This is a genomic window from Pantoea sp. VS1 (assembly GCF_002207995.1).
GTDB classification, from domain to species: Bacteria; Pseudomonadota; Gammaproteobacteria; order Enterobacterales; family Enterobacteriaceae; genus Pantoea; species Pantoea dispersa.
The window spans coordinates 44,340-65,659 of the sequence record NZ_NHZE01000057.1; the positions used below are offsets into that span (position 1 = coordinate 44,340).

The following is a 21,320-nucleotide window of genomic DNA, read 5'->3' on the forward strand; positions in this document are numbered from 1 at the left end:
ACCACTCATCACCTATCCTAAGCCCCACCTTTGGGCACAGGATGAAGATAATGAAACGGACAAAAAATATTCGTCATGCCGCTTTCCGTAAAAGCTGGCAGGCACGCCATTTAACGCCGGTCGCACTGGCGGTCACCGCCGTGTTTATGCTGGCAGGCTGCGAACAGAGCGATGAAACGGTTTCGATGTACCAGAACGCCGATGATTGTGCGAAAGCCAATCCGGGCCAGAGCGCCCAGTGCACCACCGCTTACAACAACGCGCTGAAAGAGGCTGAGCGCACCGCGCCAAAATACGCCACGCGTGAAGATTGCGTCGCGGAATTCGGCGAAAACCAGTGTCAGCAAACCCCGGCACAGGCGGGCGTCGGTACCATGGCGAACAACGCTGAAGCGCAGCAGAGCGGCAGCTTCTGGATGCCTCTGATGGCCGGCTACATGATGGGTCGTCTGATGGGCGGCGGTGCCGGCTTTGCGCAGCAGCCACTGTTCTCGCCAAAAACCCCTAACAGCCCGGCTAACGGCCAGTTTGTTGATGCTTCCGGTAAGAACTACGGTGCGGCCACTTCGGGCCGGACGGTAAACGTGCCGAAAACCGCGCTGGCGCCAAAACCGGCCACTACGTCCACCATCACCCGTGGCGGCTTTGGTGAGACGGTAGCCAAACAGAACACCATGCAGCGCAGCAGTGCCACCAGCACCGGCAGCCGCTCGCTGGGAGGCTAAGCCCGCGCATGCAACGTATTGCTATCAGCGAACGTCCGAACTGGCGCGAAAAGGCGACCGAGTACGGCTTTCAGTTTCACACCATGTATGGCGAACCCTACTGGTGCGAAGACGCTTATTACCAGTTTACGCTGGCGCAAATTGAACAGCTGGAAGCGGCCACCGCAGAACTGCACCAGATGTGCCTGCAGGCGGTAGAAAAAGTGGTGAACAGCGAAGCGCTGCTCACCCGTTTCTGCATTCCGAAACACACCTGGGATTTTGTGCGCGAATCCTGGCAGCAGCGTCAGCCGTCGCTCTATTCACGCCTCGATCTGGCGTGGGATGGCACAGGCGAGATCAAGCTGCTGGAGAACAACGCCGATACGCCAACCTCGCTGTACGAAGCGGCGTTTTTCCAGTGGATCTGGCTGGAGGATCAGCTCAACGCCGGCAACCTGCCGCAGGGCAGCGATCAATTCAACAGCCTGCAGGAGCAGTTGATTGAGCGCTTCGCCACGCTGCACCAGCAGCACGGTTTTAACTGGCTGCACTTTGCCTGCTGTCGCGATACGGAAGAGGATCGCGCCACGGTACAGTATCTGCAGGATTGCGCCACTGAAGCCGGTCTGCCGAGTGAATTTCTCTACATTGATGAGATCGGGCTGGGCGAAAAAGGTCAGTTTACCGATCAGCACGATCAGGTGATCAGCAACCTGTTCAAGCTCTATCCGTGGGAATTCATGCTGCGCGAGATGTTCTCGACCAAGCTGGCCGATGCTGGCGTGCGCTGGCTGGAGCCGGCGTGGAAAAGCATTCTCTCTAACAAAGCGCTGCTACCGCTGCTGTGGGAGATGTTCCCCAACCATCCTAACCTGCTGCCCGCCTGGTTTGCCGACGATGCCAGCGCGCCGCAGATGGAAAAATATGTGGTTAAACCGCTGTTTTCCCGCGAAGGTGCCAATATCACCATCGTGGAAAACGGTCAGGAAATCGCGCGCGCCGACGGTCCTTATGGCGAAGAAGGCATGATCGTCCAGCAGTTCTGGCCGCTGCCGAAGTTTGGCGACAGCTATACGCTGATTGGCAGCTGGCTGATTGACGATCAGCCTGCCGGTATCGGTCTGCGGGAAGATCGTGCGCTGATCACGCAGGATCTGTCGCGTTTCTATCCGCATACCTTTATTGAGTAACGCACGTGCCGCCCGGGCTGCGGGCGGCACAGGTGTCAGCCAACCTGCACTGACAGCATACTGATCGAACCCATCTCCATGCCTTCCACCGGGATGCTCACCGCCTCACCTTCAGCTCGCGCGCCGAGAATATACAGCAGCGGCAGATAGTGCTCCGGCGTCGGGTTAGCCAGCTGCGCGCCTTCATGCTGCTGATAATTCACCAGCGGATGCTGCGCCGCCTCGCCCTCGTAGCCCAGATTATCGCGCACAAACTGGTTGAAACTCTCCGCCCACGGATAAGCGCTTTCCGCGCCCTGCCAGCGAATCATGCGCAGGTTATGCACCACGTTGCCACTGGCCACCAGCATCACGCCTTCGTCACGCAGCGCCGCCAGTTTACGTCCCAGCGCAAAATGCCACGCCGCCGGCTGGGTGCCATCAATACTGAGCTGAATCAGCGGAATGTCCGCCTGTGGATACATCTTCGCCAGCACGCCCCACGAGCCGTGATCAAAGCCCCACTGCTGATCGGCCTGCACCGCCACCGGCGCCAGCAGATCGATAACGCGCTGCGCCAGCGCAGGCGAACCTGGCGCCGGATAGCGCACGTCGAACAGCGCCTGCGGGAAGCCTCCAAAATCATGGATGGTGCGCGGATTGCTCATCGCCGTCACCGCCGTGCCGCGCGTGTACCAGTGCGCCGAGATGGCGAGAATAGCGCGCGGACGCGGCAGGGTTTCGCCCAGCTGCTGCCATACGCGGGTATAACGGTTGTCTTCTAATACGTTCATCGGGCTGCCGTGGCCGAGAAACAGAGCGGGCATGCGGGTCATTATTCATCCTCTGGCGTCGGGATCGCGTTAATGACTGTCACGATACGCGCTTTCGCCAGGGGAAAAACGCTGATAAGCGTGATGATGTTTATCAGCAAATTTGAACAAGATTTTGCCGACATAACTTTACGCTAAATAACTCGATATTTTATGGGGTTAACTATATTGTAACTGGTAATCATTATCATTAAGGAGCCCATCATGTCAGTACCTCTGCTGCTAACCATCCTGGCTGGCGGTGCCACCTTCGTCGGCGCGATATTTGGCGTGCTCGGTCAAAAGCCGTCGAACCGCGTACTGGCCTTTGCGCTCGGCTTTGCCGCCGGCATCATGTTGCTGATTTCCCTGATGGAGATGCTGCCCGCCGCGCTGCATGCGGAAGGCATGTCGCCGGTGCTTGGCTACGGCATGTTCATGCTCGGCTTACTGGGTTATTTCGCCATGGATCGCCTGCTGCCGCACCAGCATCCGCAGGATCTGATGGCCGTCAATCGCCGCCCCACCAACCTGAAACGTACCGCGATCCTGCTGACGCTCGGTATCAGCCTGCATAACTTTCCCGAAGGCATTGCCACCTTTGTCACCGCCAGCAGCGATATGGAGCTGGGGCTGGGCATCGCGCTGGCCGTCGCGATCCACAATATTCCGGAAGGACTGGCGGTGGCCGGACCGATGTACGCCGCCACCGGCTCGAAAGCCAAAGCGCTGTTCTGGGCCTGCCTGTCCGGCATGGCGGAGATTCTTGGCGGCATTATCGCCTTTCTGCTGCTGGGGCCGGCGGTCTCACCGGTGATGATTGCGACGATTATGGCGGCGGTGGCGGGCATTATGGTGGCGCTGTCTGTGGATGAACTGATGCCGCTGGCGCGCGAAATCGACCCGCATAACAACCCCAGCTACGGCGTACTGTGCGGCATGACGGTGATGGGCCTGAGCCTGACGTTGCTGCAAACCAGCGGGGTAGGCTGACGCGAGATTCGTCTCATTCACCACCACTTCGACCTTAACTATCAACGACTTAGGATTGTTAAGGCGTAGTCGAGACGGGTCTTGTTAACACCCGACGGCGGGCTCATTACACTCCACGCGACTCTTAGAAAGCAGTGGAGTGTTATGTTAATTCAGGGAGCCATTTTATGCCTGGCGATGAATATCTATCATGAAGCGCGCGGCGAACCGGTGAAGGGACAGATTGCCGTCGGCACTGTCACCATGAACCGGGCTAACTGGGACGTCAAAGAGATCTGTCCGGTGGTGTACGCACCCAAACAGTTCTCCTGGACGTCTCTGCACAAACATCCCCATCGCCATCCGCCGCAGCATGACAAAAGCTGGCAGCGCGCGCAGCGCCTGGCCCAGCGGATTGTCGAGGGTAAGCTGGCGGATGTGACAAAAGGCGCGACCTTCTTTCATGCGCACAGCGCCAGACCGGCGTGGCGCCACGCCTTCCAGCGTACCGTGGTGATAGGCAATCACGTTTTTTACGCCAGCCGTTAATCATAAAAAAAGGCCGGATGCATCACATCCGGCCTTATTTATTTCACGTCGGCTTAACTGGCCTGACGGGTTTCATGCTGGCGGCGCCAGGCCACCAGGTCTTCAATGGTCACCACCGGCATGGCGTGCTGCTTCGCAAACGCAATTACTTCCGGCGCGTGCGCCATGCTGCCGTCATCATTGGTCAGTTCGCACAGCACACCCGCAGGTTTGAAGCCCGCCAGCGTCACCAGATCGAGCGTCGCTTCGGTGTGGCCGCCGCGCGCCAGCACGCCGCCGTCGCGCGCGCGCAGCGGGAATACGTGGCCGGGACGATTCAGATCGGACGGTTTAGCGTCATCGGCAATCGCCGCGCGGATGGTGGTAATACGGTCGGAGGCCGATACGCCGGTCGTCACGCCGCTGGCCGCTTCAATAGTCACGGTAAAACCGGTGCCGTAAGAGCTGGTGTTGTTCTCTACCATCATTGGCAGATCCAGCTGCTGGCGGCGCGCTTCGTTAATGCACAGGCAGACAATGCCGCTGCCGTGACGAATGCTCAGCGCCATCTGTTCCACGGTCATGGTTTCGGCGGCGAAGATCATATCGCCTTCGTTTTCGCGATTTTCATCGTCCAGCACCATCACGCCGCGCCCGTTGCGCAGCGCATCGATGGCGCGTTCTACACGCTGTTCCGGCGTGCCAAATTCAGAAAGAAGCGTCTGATTCATGGTAAAAAAACCTTATTAATAAAATATGAGTTACCAGAACCAGGGCGAGCTTAGGAGTGCGTAGAAAACACATGGCAAAAACGTGACGCGGGCGCAGCCCGGCTGATGTCGTTACCCTCTCCCATCCGGACTTTAACCGTCGGCCCCGGAATTACACCGGATCTGCTGACCTTTCACTTTACAGCGAAAGCGCTCGCGGGCTTTCAGCCGAAGCTGATTTACCGCCGGTGGGGAATTTCGCCCCGCCCTGAGAATAAGCGAAATTACTATAGCGCCAATCACCTGGTCGGGCAATCAACAAAAGTGCAAATGCTTTTGCACTTCATGCGTTGCGGATTTCGGGTTTAACCTTTTCGTTTCTGGCATTACACTTAATGCTTGATGAGTCGGAACACGCGCTGTTATCAGCCACCGTAACCAGGAAACAACCATGATCGACACGAAAAAAATTGAACAACTGGCGCGCCAGGTGCACGAAGCGATGCCAAAAGGTATTCGCGACTTTGGCGACGATGTGGAAAAGAAAATTCGTCAGGTATTGCAGGCGCAGTTAACCCGCATGGATCTGGTTAATCGTGAAGAGTTTGACGTGCAGACCCAGGTGCTGCTGCGCACGCGTGAAAAACTGGCGGCGCTGGAGCAGCGTCTGGCGAAGCTGGAGAGTGAAAGTCCGGCGGCCCCGGCTCCGGCGGTGATCACGCCAGATCCGGCAGGCAAAATCGATACGCCCCAGTAAAGTTTATGCGGCGGGAGTTCGCTCCCGCCGGCTACGTGTTTACTGATTGCGAATGGTTTTGATGATGTTGGTGGTGGAGATACCGTCTTCAAAGTTCAGCACGCGCACGTCACCGCCGTTGGCCCACACCTCTTTACTGCCCGCGATATCTTCCGGCTTATAATCACCGCCTTTCACCAGCAGATCCGGCAGCACTTCGGCAATCAGCCGCTGTGGCGTATCCTCTTCAAACAGCACCACCCAGTCTACGGCCTCCAGCGCACCCAGCACGATCATGCGGTTTTCCTGCGGGTTTACCGGGCGGGTTTCGCCCTTAAGACGTTTGGTGGAAGCATCGCTGTTGACCGCCACGATCAGACGATCGCCCAGTTTGCGCGCGTTGGCCAGATAAGAGACATGGCCGGCATGCAGAATGTCGAACACGCCGTTGGTCATCACTACTTTCTCACCGCGCTGGCGCGCCTGCGCCACCGCCACTTTCAGCTCGGCTTCGGTCATCACGCCAAAACCGCTGTCCGGCCGCGCGTGAATCGCATTCTCCAGCTCCACGGTACTGACGGTTGAAGTCCCGAGCTTGCCGACCACCACGCCAGCCGCAGCATTGGCGAGGAAGCAGGCATCCTCCAGACTTTCACCGGCAGCCAGCACTGCGGCCAGCACGCCGATCACCGTATCGCCGGCACCGGTCACGTCATACACTTCCTGCGCCTGGGTAGGCAAATGCAGCGGCGCTTTGCCCGGCTGCAGCAGGGTCATCCCGTTTTCCGAACGCGTCACCAGCAGCGCGGAGAGATCGTAATCGGCAATCAGCTGCATACCGCGGCTGACAATCTCCTCTTCGCTTTTGCACTTACCCACCACCGCTTCGAACTCGGACAGGTTGGGTGTCAGCAGCGTCGCGCCGCGATAGCGTTCAAAATCGGTACCTTTCGGGTCGATCAGTACCGGCACCTGCGCCGCACGCGCCAGCTGAATCATGGTCTGCACGCTGCTCAGCGCGCCTTTGGCATAATCAGACAGCACCAGCGCGCCCGCCTGTGCCAGCGACTGACGCAGGCGATCGTGAATCGGCTGTGGATCGACCTGCTCAAAGCCCTCTTCAAAGTCGAGGCGAATCAGCTGCTGGTTGCGCGACAGCACGCGCAGTTTGGTGATGGTCGGATGGCTATCAAGGGCGACGAAATCGCACTCAACCTTCACCTGCGCCAGCGTTTCGCGCAAAACGCGCGCAGCATCATCTGCACCGGTCAGGCCGATAAGGCGCGAGTCCGCACCGAGTGCAGCGATATTCATCGCCACGTTGGCCGCGCCGCCCGGACGCTCTTCAATGGTATCCACTTTAACCACCGGCACCGGGGCTTCCGGTGAGATCCGGCTGGTCGGGCCGTACCAGTAGCGGTCTAACATCACATCGCCGACAACCAGCACAGCGGCCTTGCCAAACGCGGGCAGTGTTACTTTCATGCAGAGACTCCAGACTTCAACGTTCAGTCAAAATAATGCGCGGATAATAGCATAGAAGCCGCCAGGCTCACTGCTCCGTGTCATCCGCGTCGCTCGCGGCCAGCCAGCGCTGCCAGCTGGCGTTCACCACGGCGCGTTCGTCAGCGAACGATGCCGGATCGACATGACCCGGCAGTTCCTGCAGCGCCAGATGGTGCAGCGCATCGCGCAGCGTGACGTAAGCGTGCGTCAGCGCCTGCGCTTCCTCATCAGCCATGATGCCGTGGCGCGCCATCAGTTCGAAAATGCGCACGTTATCCGACCAGCGCGTCAGCGCCGGCTGGCTGGCGGCGTAACCTAAGACCAGATACTGCGCGATGAATTCAATATCGGTGATACCGCCCTCATCGGTTTTAATCTCCCAGCGGCCTTTGTGCTTGTTACTGAGGTGCGCACGCATTTTCTCACGCATCTCACGCACTTCAGTTTGCAGCTTCGCGCCTTCACGCGGCAGGCACAGAATACCGCGCCGAATCGCATCGAAGCGTTCACACAGCGCCGGTTCGCCAAACACGATGCGCGCGCGCACCAGCGCCTGATGTTCCCACGTCCAGGCTTCATGGCGCTGATAGTCGTCAAAGGCAGCAAAGGTGCTGACCAGCATGCCGGCCGCGCCAGAGGGGCGCAGGCGCGCGTCCACCTCATACAAAATGCCGGACGAGGTGCGGGTGCTGAACAGATGCATGACGCGCTGGGCGAGACGCAGGTAAAACTGGCGCCCGTCAATGACGCGTTCACCGTCGGTTTCGGCATCGTCCGGACAGTCATGCAGAAACACCAGATCGAGATCCGAGCTGTAACCCAGTTCCCAGCCGCCCAGTTTGCCGTAGCCGACCACGGCAAAGCCGCGCTCGCTGTCGCTGGTGAGGTGCGAAGGGCGACCATAGCGCTGCACCATCATCTGCCACGCCTGCTGCACCACCGATTCAATGATCGCTTCCGCCAGCCAGGTTAAGTGATCGCTCACTTTCATCACCGGCAGGGTTCCGGCGATGTCGGCGGCGGCGATACGCAGATGCTGTGCCTGCTTGAACTGGCGCAGCGCTTCCAGCTGCTGCTCTTCATCATCGGTGGGAATGCGCAGCAGATACTGGCGCAGTTCGTCACGATAGGCGTCAGTGGCGGTGGGCTGATACAGCGTGGCCGGATCGAGCAGTTCATCCAGCAGCAGCGGATAGCGCGCCAGCTGGCTGGCAATCATCGGCGAAGCGCCACACAGGCGAATCAGATGGCGCAGCGCGCCGTGATATTCGGTCAGCAACTCGAGATAGGTGCTGCGCGTTAATACGCCAAGCAGCAGCGGTGTCAGGCGCGCCAGCACCACATCGGCGTCGTCACGCGCGCACACTTCGCTTAGCAGGCGCGGCATTAATTGATCGAGCGCCAGCCGGCCGCGCGGGCCGATAGTGCGGCGACTGACATCCTGACGGAAATCATTCAGCGCCCGATACAGCGCATGGCGCTGTTCCGCCTGCAGCTGCGGTACCACCGGCAGCAAATCGCTCTCTTCCAGCGCGTCCTGCCACAGGCTGGCAAACTCCGCCAGCTGCGGCTGATCGTCGACATCCGGCGCATCATCGCCTATCAGCTCGTCGAAAATGTGGCGCACGCCGGCCATGTGCTGTTCCAGCTGTGCCAGCAGCGTCGCCCAGTCCGCCATGCCCATCGCCCAGGCCAGGCGCTGGCGGTCGAGCGGATTTTCCGGCAGCGTCTGTGTCTGTTCATCGTTGATGCTCTGCAGCAGATTCTCCAGCCGGCGTAAAAACAGGTAGGCGGCGCGCAGATGGTCAACCTGCTCCGGCGTTAACAGTGCCAGCTCACCGATGGCCTGCAGCGTGGGCAGCAGCGAACGCAGCTGAAGTGAGCGCTCACGTCCACCTCGAATCAGCTGAAACACCTGGACGATGAATTCGGTTTCGCGAATGCCGCCGGCGCCGAGTTTGATGTTGTCCTTCAGGCCGCGCCGCCGTACTTCGCGGGCAATCATGCCTTTCATGTTACGCAGCGACTGAATCACGCTGAAATCAATATAGCGGCGATAGACGAACGGGCGCAGCATCTGCTGCAGCTCCTGGCTCCAGTGGCCGCCATCGTCGCCCATCAGGCGCGCTTTCACCATCGCGTAGCGCTCCCAGTCACGGCCCTGCTCCTGGTAGTAATCCTCCAGCGCGGCAAAGCTCAGCACCAGCGGGCCGCTGTCGCCGAACGGGCGCAGGCGCATATCCACGCGATAAACAAAGCCATCGACGGTAGGTTGATCCAGCACCTTGATCAGGCGCTGCCCCATGCGGGTAAAGAACTGCGCGTTGTCGAGTTCGCGCCGGCCGCCGCGGGTGACGCCGTTTTCCGGCCAGGCAAAGATCAGGTCAATATCGGAAGAGAAGTTGAGTTCACCACCGCCCAGCTTGCCCATGCCAAGAATCAGCATCGGCTGCGCTTCGCCGGCGGCGTTGCACGGCGTACCGAAATCGCGGCAGCAATCCTGCCACACCCAGTCGCGCGCGGCGGTAATCAGCACTTCCGCCAGCGTGCTGAGCTGCGTCAGGCTCTGCCCGGTGCTGGCCTGCTCCAGCGCCTGCATCCACGCGATGCGCACCAGCATATGACGACGGAACAGGCGCAGTTCGCGCATCAGGGAGGCTTCGTTATCCACCGGCTGCAACGCCGCTGCCAGCCAGGCCGCATAGTGCTGCCACTCTTCGGGCTGCGGCGGTTGCTGCTGCAGCTGTTGCCACCACGCCGGATGCTGCTGCAGGTTGTCCACGATAAAGTCACTAAAGGTCAGCGCGCCAGCCTGCTGCGGGGTGATCGCCGTCAGCGGCAGGCCCAGACGTTCTGCCACGCTGGCGAGCTGCGCCTGCATCAGCGTCGGTAACGGTAACGACATCTTCCCTCCCTGATGATTGATGGTGCCGTAGCCTTAGCGTTTCGCACCGTTATTCAGCCAGAACGGCGGTTGACGGATCGCCAGATTGACCAGCTGAATCAGACCGCGCTCCTGTTTTTCACGAATGGCGTGCTGCAACTCCTGCCAGCCCGCCAGCCACTGGCTGACCTCTTCAGCCGGATATGCACCTGCCAGCAGGTGCACCGCCAGCAACTGGCGGTTCAGGCGCGTGGCTTTGTCCTGAAATTCATTAAACAGCTGCACGTCGACGAAGGTTTCACGCAGATCCGCGCCGATGCGCCCCAGCATGATGTCGCTGAAGCGTTTAAACGAGCCCTGCAGCTTACTTTTGTTCTTCTCGTCCAGCCACGGCTGCCACTGCGACTCCACCAGCCAGTGAGTAAGTGCTAACTGGGCTTCAACCGAGGTTGGTGAGAAGCAGACGGTTTCCGCGCTGGCCTCGCTGTCCGCCAGCAGCTCTTCCAGCCGGGTCAGCTTCTGACGCAGTTCGCTGTTGGCCTTGCGCGGCACCAGCGTGCCAAACAGGGAAAACGCCTGACGCAGCGTTTCCAGCGCTTCAATTACCCGTGCCCGGGCATCTTCGTTACCGCGCAGCCAGACCTCTTCGTGGTACTGCCAGTGGCCGAGCGCCGCGCTCATGGCGTGAACCATGCCCTGCTCCACCGTGGCTTTGGCGGCAATTTTCTGCAGCGGCAACGCGCGCAATGGTCGCGGCGCGTTGCCCTGCGCCAGCTGATAACCGCGTGCCGCTTTGCTCAGGCTGCCAAGGCGCAGGCCGCCCGTGGCGATCAGCGCGCTGGCGAAGGTCAGCATATCGCTGCGCGCTCCGCGCTTAAGCTCCAGCTCCACTTCATACAGCGGCTCGCTCAGCTCCCCTGCGGCAACGCTGCCGCAATCGAAAGCCACTTCAATTTCGCTGTCGCCAACGCTCACCAGCCAGGTTTCACGCTGGAAATGGGTGCTGAACAGCGGCTGCAAACGCGACTGAAGCGCGGCAATATCGGTCCCCTGCGGCCAGATCTCTGCCGGCAGGCGGGCAATGTCCAGCTGCGGCTCGCTGAGGTCGACGTTGTATTCCGGACGCTGATGCAGGCCGCCCAGCGTTTTGCCGGCGGTTTTTAGCGTCATTTCATAGCGCTGATCCACGCCGCGAATCCGCAGGCCCATATCCCAGCGGCGCAGCTGGTTGTCATCGGTTTCGTAATAGATGTTGGTCAGCTCACGCGCGGCGTGATGCTGATGTGGCCAGGCGGCAAGCGTCTGCGCCAGTTTTTCGGCGGCTTGCGGGGTGGCAATGAACTTTAATTCGATTTCGATGGTCATAATTTTTTATTCAATACGCTGCTGGCACTTACGAGTTTAATCTGGCGAAGAGTAATGCACCGCAAGCCTGCTGTCTCTGCTTTCTTGTGCTTTTACGACCCTTTTCGCACCGCATTGAGACCAGGATAGTTCTCATTCAGATTTATGCGAAGCGACTCCAGACTGTGCCGGTAAATTTACGCCCATCATGAAAAAACGATATCGAATGAAAAAAATCACACTTGCCGCTCTCTCTTTGCTGGCTTTCAGCGCCATCGCACCGGCCCACGCGGCCGATGAAAAACGTTACATCTCCGACGAATTATCCACCTGGGTACGCAGCGGCCCTGGCGATCAGTATCGCCTGGTTGGCAAGCTGAATGCCGGGGAGGAAGTCACGCTGCTGCAAACCAATAATGACTCGCAGTACGCGCAAATCCGCGATGCAGAAGGCAAAACTAACTGGATCCCGCTGTCGCAGCTCAGCGCTTCCCCCAGCCTGCGCACCCGCGTGCCGCAGCTGGAGCAGCAGGTCAAAGAGCTGACCGACAAACTGGCGAACATTGATAACAGCTGGAATCAGCGTACGTCAGAGATGCAGAACAAGGTGGCCAACAGCGACGGCACCATCAACGGCCTGAAAGAAGAGAATCAGAAGCTGCGCAACGAGCTGATTGTGGCGCAGAAGAAGGTCAGCGCCGCTAACGTTCAGCTGGATGACAAACAGCGCACCATCATCATGCAGTGGTTTATGTATGGCGGCGGCGTGCTCGGCGTGGGTCTGCTGCTCGGTCTGCTGCTGCCGCACATGGTGCCGCGCCGCAAGAAAAACGATCGCTGGATGAATTAAAGCCGCCACGCCATTTGTGGTTTGCCTGAAGGGGATCGTAAGATGCCCCTTTTGGCATGCCCGCTTTTTCGCCAAAGTATGCAACAATAACGTAACAAGCGTGCGCGGCACGCAAAAGTGGATTGCCTCTGGAGTGGTTGAGTGAAGACGTTTCTGGTCGGTGGCGCAGTGCGTGATGCCTTACTGCGTTTGCCGGTAAAAGATAGAGATTGGGTGGTGGTGGGCGCAACGCCCGACAGCATGCTGGCGCAGGGCTATCAGCAGGTGGGCCGGGATTTTCCGGTTTTTTTACATCCTGAAAGCCGCGAAGAGTATGCGCTGGCGCGCACCGAGCGCAAAAGCGGCAACGGTTATACCGGCTTCGTGACCCAGTTCGCGCCGGACGTGACGCTGGAGCAGGATTTACAGCGTCGCGATCTGACCATCAATGCCATCGCGCAGGCCGCTGACGGCACGCTGATCGACCCTTATCACGGCCAGCAGGATTTGCAGCAGCGCACCCTGCGTCACGTGTCGGCAGCTTTTAATGAAGATCCGCTGCGCGTGCTGCGCGTGGCGCGTTTTGCTGCCCGTTTCGCCCACCTCAATTTCCGCGTGGCACCCGAAACCCAGGCGCTAATGCGCGAGATGGCGCACAGCGGTGAACTGGCGCACCTCACCGCAGAGCGGGTGTGGAAAGAGACGGAAAAAGCGCTGCTGACGCGCAATCCTCAGGTCTATTTCCAGCTGCTGCGCGACTGCGATGCATTGCAGGTGCTGTTCCCGGAAATCGACAACCTGTACGGCATTCCGGCCCCCGTTAAGTGGCATCCGGAGATCGATACCGGCGTCCACGCGCTGATGACGCTGACCATGGCCGCAGCGCTCTCCGACCAGCTTGACGTGCGCTTCGCCACGCTGTTTCACGATGTGGGTAAAGCGCTGACGCCGCCAGAGAAGTGGCCGAGCCATCATGGTCACGGCCCGGCCGGTGTACCGATTGTTGAAGCGCTGTGCCAGCGGCTGCGCGTGCCGAACCAGGTGCGCGATCTGGCCCTGGTGGTGACGGAGTTTCACGATGTGGTGCACACCATTGAACGCCAGCCGGCTGACGCGCTGGTGGCGCTGTTTGACCGCATCGACGCCTGGCGCAAGCCCGATCGCGTGGAAAAGATGGCACTGACCAGCGAAGCCGATGCACGCGGGCGTACGACGCTGGAGAGCATGGCTTATCCGCAGGGCGATTATCTGCGGCGCGCGTTTGCGCTGGCGCAGGCGGTGCCTACCAAAGCGGTGGTCGAGGCCGGTTTCACAGGCGCGGCGGTGCGGGAAGAGCTGACGCGTCGGCGCGTGCTGGCGTTGCAGGAAGGGTTAATCGACGCGCGGCCAGCGTAACCGGCCGCGCCTCGCGTATTACATAAAGATGACGTAAACCGCTGCCGCGACGATAAAGCGGTAGATGGCAAACGACACAAACGAGATACGTTTGATCAGCTCAAGGAACACTTTGATTGCCAGCAGCGCGACAATAAAGGCGGTCACGAAGCCCACGGCAAACATCGGGAAATCCTGCATCGTCAGGAAGCCCATGCTCTTGTAGAGATCGAGTCCGGTAGCACCGATCATCATCGGTACCGCGAGGATGAAGGAAAACTCGGACGCCGCATAGCGGCTGACGCCCATCAGCATACCGCCGGAGATGGTGGCACCGGAACGCGAGAAGCCCGGCCACAGCGCCAGACACTGGAAGCAGCCAATCATAAACGCCTGGCGATAGGTGATGTCATCAATGCCCACCGCTTTCGGCTGCTTTGGCTTGAGATATTCCGCCGCCAGCAGCAGCACACCGCCCACCACCAGCGCGTACATCACGTTGATCGGGTTAAACAGGGTTTTAATCTGGTCATGCAGTACCAGGCCAATCACTACCGCCGGCACCATACCCAGCAGGATGTGAATCAGCGTCAGTTTTCCGCTGCCGACGCCTTCGTGGCGCTCCTGGCCGAAGTGAATGCCGATCAGGCCAAACAGCCGGCGCCAGAACATCACGACTACGGCGAGGATTGAGCCCAGCTGGATCACCACTTCAAAGGTTTCCGCCTTCTCACCCTCGAACCCCAGCAAATGGCCAACAATAATCATGTGGCCTGTGGATGAGACCGGCAGGAACTCCGTAAGGCCTTCCACAACCCCCAGGATTGCAGCTACCCATAGCTGATGAATGTCTGCCATCAAATTTTACCCTCTATCCGTTTTAAACAGTAAAAAGGCGGTCGCGCACCGCTACCGCCTGAAATTATGCCTGCACCTTGCTGAAGGAAACCTTAAGGATTTCGGTCACTTCCCCTTCATCAGCGCAGCGGCCTCCACTGAGACACACCATAATTTGGTTTGGTTTCATTGTGATGGCAATCACGCAGGATTTATTTAGGAATAGTCCCGCGCTCAATTCTCACGCCCACGCTCGCCGCCTGGGCGACAGCCCCCGGTTTACCTACCTTCACGCGTACTCCGGGCGTTTTGAAACGATTCATCAACAGATCGGCGATTTCTTCTGCCACCCGTTCGACCAGCGCAAAACGCTGCCCCTGCAGATGACTGAGGATCGCTTCGGTGACATCGGCGTAGCTCAGACAGTGGTTCACATCGTCGCTCACCGCCGCCTGCCGGTTGTCCCACGCCATTTCGACATCGAGCACCAGCTTCTGCTGCATGCCCTGTTCCCAGTCGTAAACGCCAATGGTGGTGAACACGGTGAGTTGTTCTATAAATACGATATCCATGATGTCACTCTCTGTTTTTGGCTTAGCCGGATACCACTTCCGGCGGATTATGCGTATTATCCACGCTTATCGAGAACAAAACGACCCAAAAGGAACGGTACGAAGCTATGAGTGCTATCGCGCTTGGTATGATTATTTTCGCGTATCTTTGCGGCTCGATTTCCAGTGCGATCCTGGTTTGTAAACTCGCTGGTTTACCCGATCCCCGCAGCGCAGGCTCTGGCAATCCAGGCGCCACCAACGTGTTACGTATTGGCGGTAAAGCCGCCGCTGCCGCGGTACTGATTTTCGACGTGGCGAAGGGAATGGTGCCGGTGTGGATCGCCTGGTGGCTGCACGTCATGCCGATGTATCTTGGCCTCACGGCCATCGCCGCCTGTCTCGGCCATATCTATCCGGTGTTTTTCCGCTTTCGCGGCGGCAAAGGTGTGGCCACCGCGTTTGGGGCCATCGCGCCGATTGGCTGGGACCTGACCGGCCTGATGACCGGCACCTGGCTACTGACGGTGCTGCTCAGCGGCTACTCATCGCTGGGCGCGATCGTCAGCGCGTTAATTGCCCCTTTTTACGTCTGGTGGTTTAAGCCGCAGTTCACCTTTCCGGTGTCGATGCTGTCATGCCTGATTTTGCTGCGCCATCACGACAATATTCAGCGCCTGTGGCGCGGTCAGGAAAACCGCGTGTGGAAACGTAAAAAGAAGAAATAAAAAAACCGGCGCGCAGCCGGTTTTTTATTATCAGATGGCCGGTAATTCCGCCAGCGGCCAGCGTGGCCGCACGCTGACACCCAGCTCACCGCGCGTGCCGCCTTTCAGCCGCACCATGCCGGCATAGGCAATCATCGCGCCGTTGTCGGTGCAGAACTCCGGACGGGCATAAAACACCTCGCCGCCGCGCGCGCTCATCATGGTTGCCATGCGTTCACGCAGCGTGCGGTTGGCGCTCACGCCGCCGGCAATCACCAGGCGTTTGAAGCCGGTCTGCTCCAGCGCACGCTTGCATTTGATCATCAGCGTATCCACTACCGCATCTTCAAAGGCGCGGGCGATATCGGCACGCGCCTGTTCATCACCGTCGTGTTCGCGAATGGTATTCGCCGCGAAGGTTTTCAGGCCGGAGAAGCTGAAGTCCAGTCCCGGACGATCGGTCATCGGACGCGGGAACTTAAAGCGATCCGGCGTGCCCTGCTGCGCCATGCGCGACAGCATCGGGCCGCCCGGATAATCCAGCCCCAGCAGCTTGGCGGTTTTATCGAACGCTTCCCCGGCGGCATCGTCAATCGATTCACCCAGCAGCGTATATTCACCAATGCCGGTGACGCTGATCAGCTGCGTGTGGCCGCCGGAGACCAGCAGTGCCACGAACGGGAATGCCGGTGGGTTGTCTTCCAGCATCGGCGCCAGCAGATGGCCTTCCATGTGATGCACCGGCACCGCCGGCACGTTCCAGGCGAACGCCAGCGCGCGACCAATTGTGGCGCCAACCAGCAGCGCACCGACCAGGCCGGGACCGGCGGTGTACGCCACGGCGTCAATCTCTCCGGCCTGTAAGCCCGCCTGTTTCAGCGCGGCCTGGATCAGCGGCACGGTTTTCCGCACGTGATCGCGCGAGGCCAGTTCCGGCACCACGCCACCGTAATCGGCATGTAATTTCACCTGGCTATATAATTGATTCGCCAGCAGACCGGACGCATCGTCATAAATCGCGATGCCGGTTTCATCGCAGGACGTTTCAATACCCAGAACTCGCATAGCTTTATCACCCTCTTCTTGCGGCGCGCAGTGTAGCACAGGCCGGCTGACGCCTGCGCCCTTCCGCACGCGAAAAAGTGTTTTTCTGTCGCGCAAAGAGTGCGCTATACTCCACGGCCTGAAAAAACCGGCAGCCGCACAGGCAAACGCTCCTGTTGGTTCTAAATTGTCCATGGTGCTTTACAAGCCAGCCGCGCCTGGAGTAAAATGCTGCACCATTTTGAAAAGTGCTGGCGCCGCAGTCAGCAGCAAAAACCGAATTTTATCGAGGTGAGAGTTACATGCCGGTAATTAAAGTACGTGAAAACGAGCCATTCGACGTAGCACTGCGTCGCTTCAAGCGTTCCTGCGAGAAAGCAGGCGTTCTGGCTGAAGTTCGTCGTCGTGAGTTCTATGAAAAACCAACGACTGAACGTAAGCGCGCTAAAGCGTCTGCTGTTAAGCGTCACGCCAAGAAACTGGCTCGCGAAAACGCACGCCGCACTCGTCTGTACTAATTTCTTTTCGGAAGTTCGCTTCCGCCGCGTGTTAAACGCAGACAGAGTCAAGTAAGAGGCCGTGCTTTCCGAAAGGAAGCGCGGCTTGTTGCCGTTTATGAGCTGAAAAACCGGGGCTTATGGCTGGACGAATTCCACGCGTATTTATCAATGATTTACTTGCCCGCACGGACATCGTGGATCTTATCGATGCCCGCGTTAAGCTGAAAAAGCAGGGTAAGAACTATCACGCGTGCTGTCCTTTCCATAACGAAAAAACCCCCTCTTTCACCGTAAGCGGTGAGAAGCAGTTCTACTACTGCTTTGGCTGTGGTGCCAAAGGCAACGCCATCGACTTCCTGATGAATCACGATCGTCTGGATTTCGTCGAGAGCGTAGAGGAACTTGCCACGCAGCACGGCTTAGAAGTGCCGTACGAAGCGGGCAACGGTCCGAGCCCGATGGAGCGTCATCAGCGCCAGAGCCTGTATCAGCTGCTGGAAGGTTTAGACAGCTTTTATCAGCAGAGCCTGCGCAATCCGCAGGCAAAATCAGCACAACAGTATCTTGCCACACGCGGGCTGAGCCAGCAGGTGATCGATCACTTTGCTATTGGCTATGCGCCAGCCGGCTGGGACAACGTGCTGAAGCGTTTCGGTCAGCAGAAAGAAGATCGTGAATCGCTGATGGAAGCGGGCATGCTGGTCAGCAATGACAGCGGTCGCACCTACGATCGTTTCCGCGATCGCGTGATGTTTCCGATTCGCGACAAGCGCGGACGCGTGATTGGTTTTGGTGGCCGCGTGCTGGGCAACGATACGCCCAAGTACCTGAACTCACCGGAAACGCCGATTTTCCATAAAGGCCGCCAGCTGTACGGCCTGTATGAAGCGCAAAAAAATCATCCGCAACCGGCGCGTCTGCTGGTGGTGGAAGGCTATATGGACGTGGTTGCGCTGGCGCAGTTCGGCATTGATTATGCTGTCGCCTCGCTGGGCACCTCGACCACAGCGGAACATATCCAGCTTTTGTTCCGCTCGACCGATAACGTGATCTGCTGCTACGACGGCGACCGCGCCGGTCGTGAAGCTGCATGGCGTGCGCTGGAAACCGCATTGCCTTACATGAATGACGGTCGTCAGCTACGCTTTATGTTTTTGCCCGACGGCGAAGACCCGGATACCCTGGTGCGTAAAGAGGGCAAAGCGGCGTTCGAAGCGCGGATGGAGCAGGCTATGCCGCTCTCCACGTTTCTGTTCGACAGCCTGATGCCGCAGGTGGATCTGAGTACGCGCGACGGCCGTACCAAGCTGGCGACGCTGGCGCTGCCGCTGATTAGCCAGATTCCGGGCGAAACGCTGCGGATTTATATGCGTCAGACGCTGGGTAATAAACTCGGCATTCTGGACGATAACCAGTTAGACAAGCTGATGCCGAAGCAGGCGGAAAGCGGTACCGCGCCGGTGGCGCCGCCGATGAAACGCACCACCATGCGCGTGCTGATTGCGTTGCTGGTGCAGAATCCGCAATTTGCCGCCATCGTGCCTGCGCTGGACGGGCTGGAGCAGTCTAAATTAGCGGGATTGCCACTGTTTGTGGAGTTAGTCCGCCGTTGTACTGAGAATCCTGGCCTGACCACCGGACAGCTACTAGAGTTATATCGCGGGACAGAATTTAGCCAGCCCCTTGAAACACTGGCCACCTGGAACCACATGATCGTAGATGACGAAGCGGAAGAAGTGTTCCAGGACTCGCTGGCAAGCATCTATGATGCTGCGCTGGAGCAGCGCCTCGAAGCACTGATTGCGCGCGACCGGACGGAAGGCCTGAGCGCCGCCGAACGCCGTGAATTCTGGGCATTAAGCCAGGCATTAGCCAAAAAATAAGATTTTACCGGGTCAGAACGATGAAGGCTGATAGCGCCGCCGTTCTTGCCTGATGTTTCTGGTTTATGGACGCTGTAAGCGAAGCCGGAAGCAATGCATACATACCAGAGGCGTTAACGTCGCTGTCAGTTTCAAGGCTGCCAGCGCGCAGCAACCGGAGCGTACTGGCGTACGTGAGGATTGGAAGCACTGCCAGCATTGAAAATGGCAAGTGAGTTAGCGCCGGACAGAATATTAAGCGGCTTAAGTGCCGATTTACGATGGGCCAAAGCCCTGGCCGCGTTGAAGGCAGCGGCAAAAATACAACGCCTTCACTGTTATAGTTGGCTCGCTGCCGACCGACACCAATCTAATTAACAGAAGTGTGGATACCGTCTTATGGAGCAAAACCCGCAGTCACAGCTTAAGCTGCTTGTCACCCGTGGTAAGGAGCAGGGCTATCTGACCTATGCTGAGGTCAATGACCATCTGCCGGAAGATATCGTCGACTCCGATCAGATCGAAGACATCATCCAAATGATCAACGATATGGGTATTCAGGTGGTGGAAGAAGCCCCGGATGCCGATGATCTGATGCTGAATGAAAACAGCACCGATACTGACGAAGATGCCGCGGAAGCTGCCGCTCAGGTATTATCCAGCGTTGAATCTGAAATTGGCCGTACCACCGACCCGGTGCGCATGTACATGCGTGAAATGGGTACCGTTGAGCTGCTGACGCGCGAAGGCGAAATCGACATCGCCAAGCGTATCGAAGACGGTATCAACCAGGTGCAATGCTCTGTCGCCGAATACCCGGAAGCAATCACCTACCTGCTCGATCAGTACGATCGCGTTGAAGCGGGCGAGTCACGCCTGTCTGACCTGATCACCGGTTTCGTCGATCCGAACGCCGAGGAAGATCTGGCGCCAACCGCGACCCACGTCGGTTCTGAGCTGTCAGAAGAAGACCGCGACGACGACGAAGAGGAAGACGAAGAGAGCGACGACGACAGCTCCGACGACGATAACTCTATCGATCCGGAACTGGCGCGCGAGAAGTTTAACGACCTGCGTACGCAGTACGAAACCACGCGCAACGTGATCAAAGCCAAAGGCCGCAGCCATGCGGACGCCGTGGCCGAGATCAACAATCTCTCTGAGGTGTTCAAACAGTTCCGCCTGGTACCGAAGCAGTTCGATTACCTGGTGAACAACATGCGTGAAATGATGGAGCGCGTGCGCACCCAAGAGCGCCTGATCATGAAGCTGTGTGTTGAACTGTGCAAAATGCCGAAGAAAAACTTCATCACCCTGTTTACCGGTAATGAAACCAGTGAGAGCTGGTTCAAAGCGGCACTGGCCATGAACAAACCGTGGTCAGAAAAACTGCAGGAAGTGGAAGAAGACGTCATGCGTTCGCTGCAGAAACTGCTGCAGATTGAAGAAGAGACCGGCCTGACCATTGAGCAGGTGAAAGACATCAACCGTCGTATGTCGATCGGCGAAGCCAAAGCGCGTCGTGCGAAGAAAGAGATGGTTGAGGCTAACCTGCGTCTGGTAATCTCCATCGCCAAGAAGTACACCAACCGTGGCCTGCAGTTCCTCGATCTGATTCAGGAAGGCAACATCGGTCTGATGAAAGCGGTGGATAAGTTTGAATATCGCCGTGGCTATAAGTTCTCAACTTACGCCACCTGGTGGATCCGTCAGGCTATTACCCGTTCCATCGCCGACCAGGCGCGTACCATCCGTATTCCGGTGCATATGATTGAGACCATTAACAAACTCAACCGTATTTCGCGCCAGATGCTGCAGGAGATGGGCCGCGAGCCAACGCCGGAAGAGCTGGCTGAGCGCATGCTGATGCCGGAAGATAAAATCCGTAAGGTGCTGAAAATCGCTAAAGAGCCGATCTCCATGGAGACGCCGATTGGTGATGATGAAGATTCGCATCTGGGCGACTTTATCGAAGACACCACGCTGGAGCTGCCGCTGGATTCCGCGACCTCGGAAAGCCTGCGTTCTGCCACCCACGACGTGCTGGCTGGCCTGACCGCGCGTGAAGCCAAAGTCCTGCGTATGCGTTTCGGTATCGATATGAATACCGACCACACGCTGGAAGAGGTGGGCAAACAGTTTGACGTAACGCGTGAGCGTATCCGTCAGATTGAAGCCAAAGCGCTGCGTAAACTGCGCCATCCGAGCCGCTCGGAAGTGCTGCGTAGCTTCCTCGACGATTAATCGT

The 21,320-nt window shown here is 58.4% G+C and carries 19 protein-coding genes and 1 riboswitch; of the genes, 11 read left to right on the forward strand and 8 right to left on the reverse strand.

The window, feature by feature from the left end; all coding sequences use genetic code 11:
- Positions 1-50: 50 nt before the first annotated feature.
- Both CBW22_RS21760 and CBW22_RS21765 read left to right on the forward strand, forming a co-directional pair.
- The gene (locus CBW22_RS21760) at positions 51-725 is read left to right on the forward strand and encodes a DUF1190 family protein (protein WP_088517847.1); all 675 of its coding nucleotides are present in this window, start codon (positions 51-53) and stop codon (positions 723-725) included.
- A gap of 8 nt (positions 726-733) precedes the next feature.
- Positions 734-1,897: a glutathionylspermidine synthase family protein gene (locus CBW22_RS21765; protein ID WP_021509615.1), complete on the forward strand. Its 1,164-nt coding sequence runs from the start codon at positions 734-736 to the stop codon at positions 1,895-1,897.
- A gap of 35 nt (positions 1,898-1,932) precedes the next feature.
- On the opposite strand, the gene ygiD is transcribed toward CBW22_RS21765, so the two are convergent.
- Positions 1,933-2,703 (reverse strand): 4,5-DOPA dioxygenase extradiol, encoded by a 771-nt coding sequence (gene ygiD / locus CBW22_RS21770; RefSeq protein WP_390951346.1) that lies wholly within the window; start codon positions 2,701-2,703, stop codon positions 1,933-1,935.
- 210 nt (positions 2,704-2,913) lie between these two features.
- On the opposite strand from ygiD, the gene zupT reads away from it, so the two are divergent.
- The gene (gene zupT, locus CBW22_RS21775; RefSeq protein ID WP_088517848.1) at positions 2,914-3,681 is read left to right on the forward strand and encodes a zinc transporter ZupT; all 768 of its coding nucleotides are present in this window, start codon (positions 2,914-2,916) and stop codon (positions 3,679-3,681) included.
- A gap of 144 nt (positions 3,682-3,825) precedes the next feature.
- Positions 3,826-4,209 carry a cell wall hydrolase gene (locus CBW22_RS21780; protein WP_021509619.1) on the forward strand — a complete coding sequence of 128 codons (384 nt, stop codon included), beginning with the start codon at positions 3,826-3,828 and terminating at the stop codon, positions 4,207-4,209.
- A 53-nt stretch (positions 4,210-4,262) separates the two neighbouring features.
- Here CBW22_RS21780 and ribB read toward each other — a convergent pair whose 3' ends face one another.
- The gene (gene ribB / locus CBW22_RS21785; protein ID WP_010618704.1) at positions 4,263-4,919 is read right to left on the reverse strand and encodes a 3,4-dihydroxy-2-butanone-4-phosphate synthase; all 657 of its coding nucleotides are present in this window, start codon (positions 4,917-4,919) and stop codon (positions 4,263-4,265) included.
- Positions 4,920-5,028: 109 nt separating this feature from the next.
- Positions 5,029-5,178, reverse strand: a riboswitch (FMN riboswitch).
- 171 nt (positions 5,179-5,349) lie between these two features.
- Between ribB and ubiK the strand changes: the two genes are divergently transcribed.
- Positions 5,350-5,655 carry a ubiquinone biosynthesis accessory factor UbiK gene (ubiK, locus tag CBW22_RS21790; protein WP_010618705.1) on the forward strand — a complete coding sequence of 102 codons (306 nt, stop codon included), beginning with the start codon at positions 5,350-5,352 and terminating at the stop codon, positions 5,653-5,655.
- 39 nt (positions 5,656-5,694) lie between these two features.
- On the opposite strand, the gene hldE is transcribed toward ubiK, so the two are convergent.
- The 3 genes from hldE to CBW22_RS21805 all read right to left on the reverse strand — a co-directional run bounded on the left by hldE (position 5,695) and on the right by CBW22_RS21805 (position 11,389).
- Positions 5,695-7,119 (reverse strand): bifunctional D-glycero-beta-D-manno-heptose-7-phosphate kinase/D-glycero-beta-D-manno-heptose 1-phosphate adenylyltransferase HldE, encoded by a 1,425-nt coding sequence (gene hldE, locus CBW22_RS21795; protein ID WP_021509620.1) that lies wholly within the window; start codon positions 7,117-7,119, stop codon positions 5,695-5,697.
- 67 nt (positions 7,120-7,186) lie between these two features.
- Entirely contained in the window at positions 7,187-10,045 is a 2,859-nt protein-coding gene (glnE, locus tag CBW22_RS21800) for a bifunctional [glutamate--ammonia ligase]-adenylyl-L-tyrosine phosphorylase/[glutamate--ammonia-ligase] adenylyltransferase (RefSeq protein ID WP_088517849.1), read from the reverse strand.
- A 33-nt stretch (positions 10,046-10,078) separates the two neighbouring features.
- Positions 10,079-11,389, reverse strand: coding sequence for a CYTH domain-containing protein (locus CBW22_RS21805; protein ID WP_088517850.1), 1,311 nt, complete (start codon positions 11,387-11,389; stop codon positions 10,079-10,081).
- A 205-nt stretch (positions 11,390-11,594) separates the two neighbouring features.
- Here CBW22_RS21805 and CBW22_RS21810 point away from each other — a divergent pair, with 205 nt between their 5' ends.
- The gene (locus CBW22_RS21810) at positions 11,595-12,218 is read left to right on the forward strand and encodes a TIGR04211 family SH3 domain-containing protein (RefSeq protein WP_010618709.1); all 624 of its coding nucleotides are present in this window, start codon (positions 11,595-11,597) and stop codon (positions 12,216-12,218) included.
- A gap of 141 nt (positions 12,219-12,359) precedes the next feature.
- A complete protein-coding gene (locus tag CBW22_RS21815; RefSeq protein ID WP_021509623.1) occupies positions 12,360-13,592 on the forward strand; it encodes a multifunctional CCA addition/repair protein in 1,233 nt (410 codons plus the stop codon).
- Positions 13,593-13,610: 18 nt separating this feature from the next.
- Here the strand turns inward: CBW22_RS21815 and bacA are convergent, their stop codons facing one another.
- Together bacA and folB are read right to left on the reverse strand one after the other, a co-directional pair.
- Positions 13,611-14,429, reverse strand: a complete 819-nt coding sequence (gene bacA / locus CBW22_RS21820) for an undecaprenyl-diphosphate phosphatase (RefSeq protein WP_088517851.1) — start codon at positions 14,427-14,429, stop codon at positions 13,611-13,613.
- Positions 14,430-14,620: 191 nt separating this feature from the next.
- Positions 14,621-14,980, reverse strand: coding sequence for a bifunctional dihydroneopterin aldolase/7,8-dihydroneopterin epimerase (gene folB / locus CBW22_RS21825; RefSeq protein WP_021509625.1), 360 nt, complete (start codon positions 14,978-14,980; stop codon positions 14,621-14,623).
- 107 nt (positions 14,981-15,087) lie between these two features.
- On the opposite strand from folB, the gene plsY reads away from it, so the two are divergent.
- Positions 15,088-15,687, forward strand: coding sequence for a glycerol-3-phosphate 1-O-acyltransferase PlsY (plsY, locus tag CBW22_RS21830; protein WP_088517852.1), 600 nt, complete (start codon positions 15,088-15,090; stop codon positions 15,685-15,687).
- Positions 15,688-15,717: 30 nt separating this feature from the next.
- On the opposite strand, the gene tsaD is transcribed toward plsY, so the two are convergent.
- Positions 15,718-16,731 (reverse strand): tRNA (adenosine(37)-N6)-threonylcarbamoyltransferase complex transferase subunit TsaD, encoded by a 1,014-nt coding sequence (tsaD, locus tag CBW22_RS21835; RefSeq protein WP_031280133.1) that lies wholly within the window; start codon positions 16,729-16,731, stop codon positions 15,718-15,720.
- A gap of 281 nt (positions 16,732-17,012) precedes the next feature.
- On the opposite strand from tsaD, the gene rpsU reads away from it, so the two are divergent.
- The 3 genes from rpsU (at position 17,013) to rpoD (ending at position 21,316) form a co-directional block, all read left to right on the forward strand.
- The gene (rpsU, locus tag CBW22_RS21840) at positions 17,013-17,228 is read left to right on the forward strand and encodes a 30S ribosomal protein S21 (protein ID WP_001144069.1); all 216 of its coding nucleotides are present in this window, start codon (positions 17,013-17,015) and stop codon (positions 17,226-17,228) included.
- A gap of 119 nt (positions 17,229-17,347) precedes the next feature.
- Positions 17,348-19,093 carry a DNA primase gene (gene dnaG, locus CBW22_RS21845; protein WP_021509629.1) on the forward strand — a complete coding sequence of 582 codons (1,746 nt, stop codon included), beginning with the start codon at positions 17,348-17,350 and terminating at the stop codon, positions 19,091-19,093.
- Between the two features lie 378 nt (positions 19,094-19,471).
- A complete protein-coding gene (gene rpoD, locus CBW22_RS21850; protein ID WP_058759769.1) occupies positions 19,472-21,316 on the forward strand; it encodes an RNA polymerase sigma factor RpoD in 1,845 nt (614 codons plus the stop codon).
- Positions 21,317-21,320 lie beyond the last annotated feature (4 nt).

Bases quoted from the DNA above. Each gene is read 5' to 3' on its own strand.
- CBW22_RS21760 (WP_088517847.1), top strand. From the start codon at position 51: ATGAAACGGACAAAAAATATTCGTCATGCCGCTTTCCGTAAAAGCTGG.
- CBW22_RS21765 (WP_021509615.1), top strand. From the start codon at position 734: ATGCAACGTATTGCTATCAGCGAACGTCCGAACTGGCGCGAAAAGGCG.
- ygiD (WP_390951346.1), bottom strand. From the start codon at position 2,703: ATGCCCGCTCTGTTTCTCGGCCACGGCAGCCCGATGAACGTATTAGAA.
- zupT (WP_088517848.1), top strand. From the start codon at position 2,914: ATGTCAGTACCTCTGCTGCTAACCATCCTGGCTGGCGGTGCCACCTTC.
- CBW22_RS21780 (WP_021509619.1), top strand. From the start codon at position 3,826: ATGTTAATTCAGGGAGCCATTTTATGCCTGGCGATGAATATCTATCAT.
- ribB (WP_010618704.1), bottom strand. From the start codon at position 4,919: ATGAATCAGACGCTTCTTTCTGAATTTGGCACGCCGGAACAGCGTGTA.
- ubiK (WP_010618705.1), top strand. From the start codon at position 5,350: ATGATCGACACGAAAAAAATTGAACAACTGGCGCGCCAGGTGCACGAA.
- hldE (WP_021509620.1), bottom strand. From the start codon at position 7,119: ATGAAAGTAACACTGCCCGCGTTTGGCAAGGCCGCTGTGCTGGTTGTC.
- glnE (WP_088517849.1), bottom strand. From the start codon at position 10,045: ATGTCGTTACCGTTACCGACGCTGATGCAGGCGCAGCTCGCCAGCGTG.
- CBW22_RS21805 (WP_088517850.1), bottom strand. From the start codon at position 11,389: ATGACCATCGAAATCGAATTAAAGTTCATTGCCACCCCGCAAGCCGCC.
- CBW22_RS21810 (WP_010618709.1), top strand. From the start codon at position 11,595: ATGAAAAAAATCACACTTGCCGCTCTCTCTTTGCTGGCTTTCAGCGCC.
- bacA (WP_088517851.1), bottom strand. From the start codon at position 14,429: ATGGCAGACATTCATCAGCTATGGGTAGCTGCAATCCTGGGGGTTGTG.
- folB (WP_021509625.1), bottom strand. From the start codon at position 14,980: ATGGATATCGTATTTATAGAACAACTCACCGTGTTCACCACCATTGGC.
- plsY (WP_088517852.1), top strand. From the start codon at position 15,088: ATGAGTGCTATCGCGCTTGGTATGATTATTTTCGCGTATCTTTGCGGC.
- tsaD (WP_031280133.1), bottom strand. From the start codon at position 16,731: ATGCGAGTTCTGGGTATTGAAACGTCCTGCGATGAAACCGGCATCGCG.
- rpsU (WP_001144069.1), top strand. From the start codon at position 17,013: ATGCCGGTAATTAAAGTACGTGAAAACGAGCCATTCGACGTAGCACTG.
- dnaG (WP_021509629.1), top strand. From the start codon at position 17,348: ATGGCTGGACGAATTCCACGCGTATTTATCAATGATTTACTTGCCCGC.
- rpoD (WP_058759769.1), top strand. From the start codon at position 19,472: ATGGAGCAAAACCCGCAGTCACAGCTTAAGCTGCTTGTCACCCGTGGT.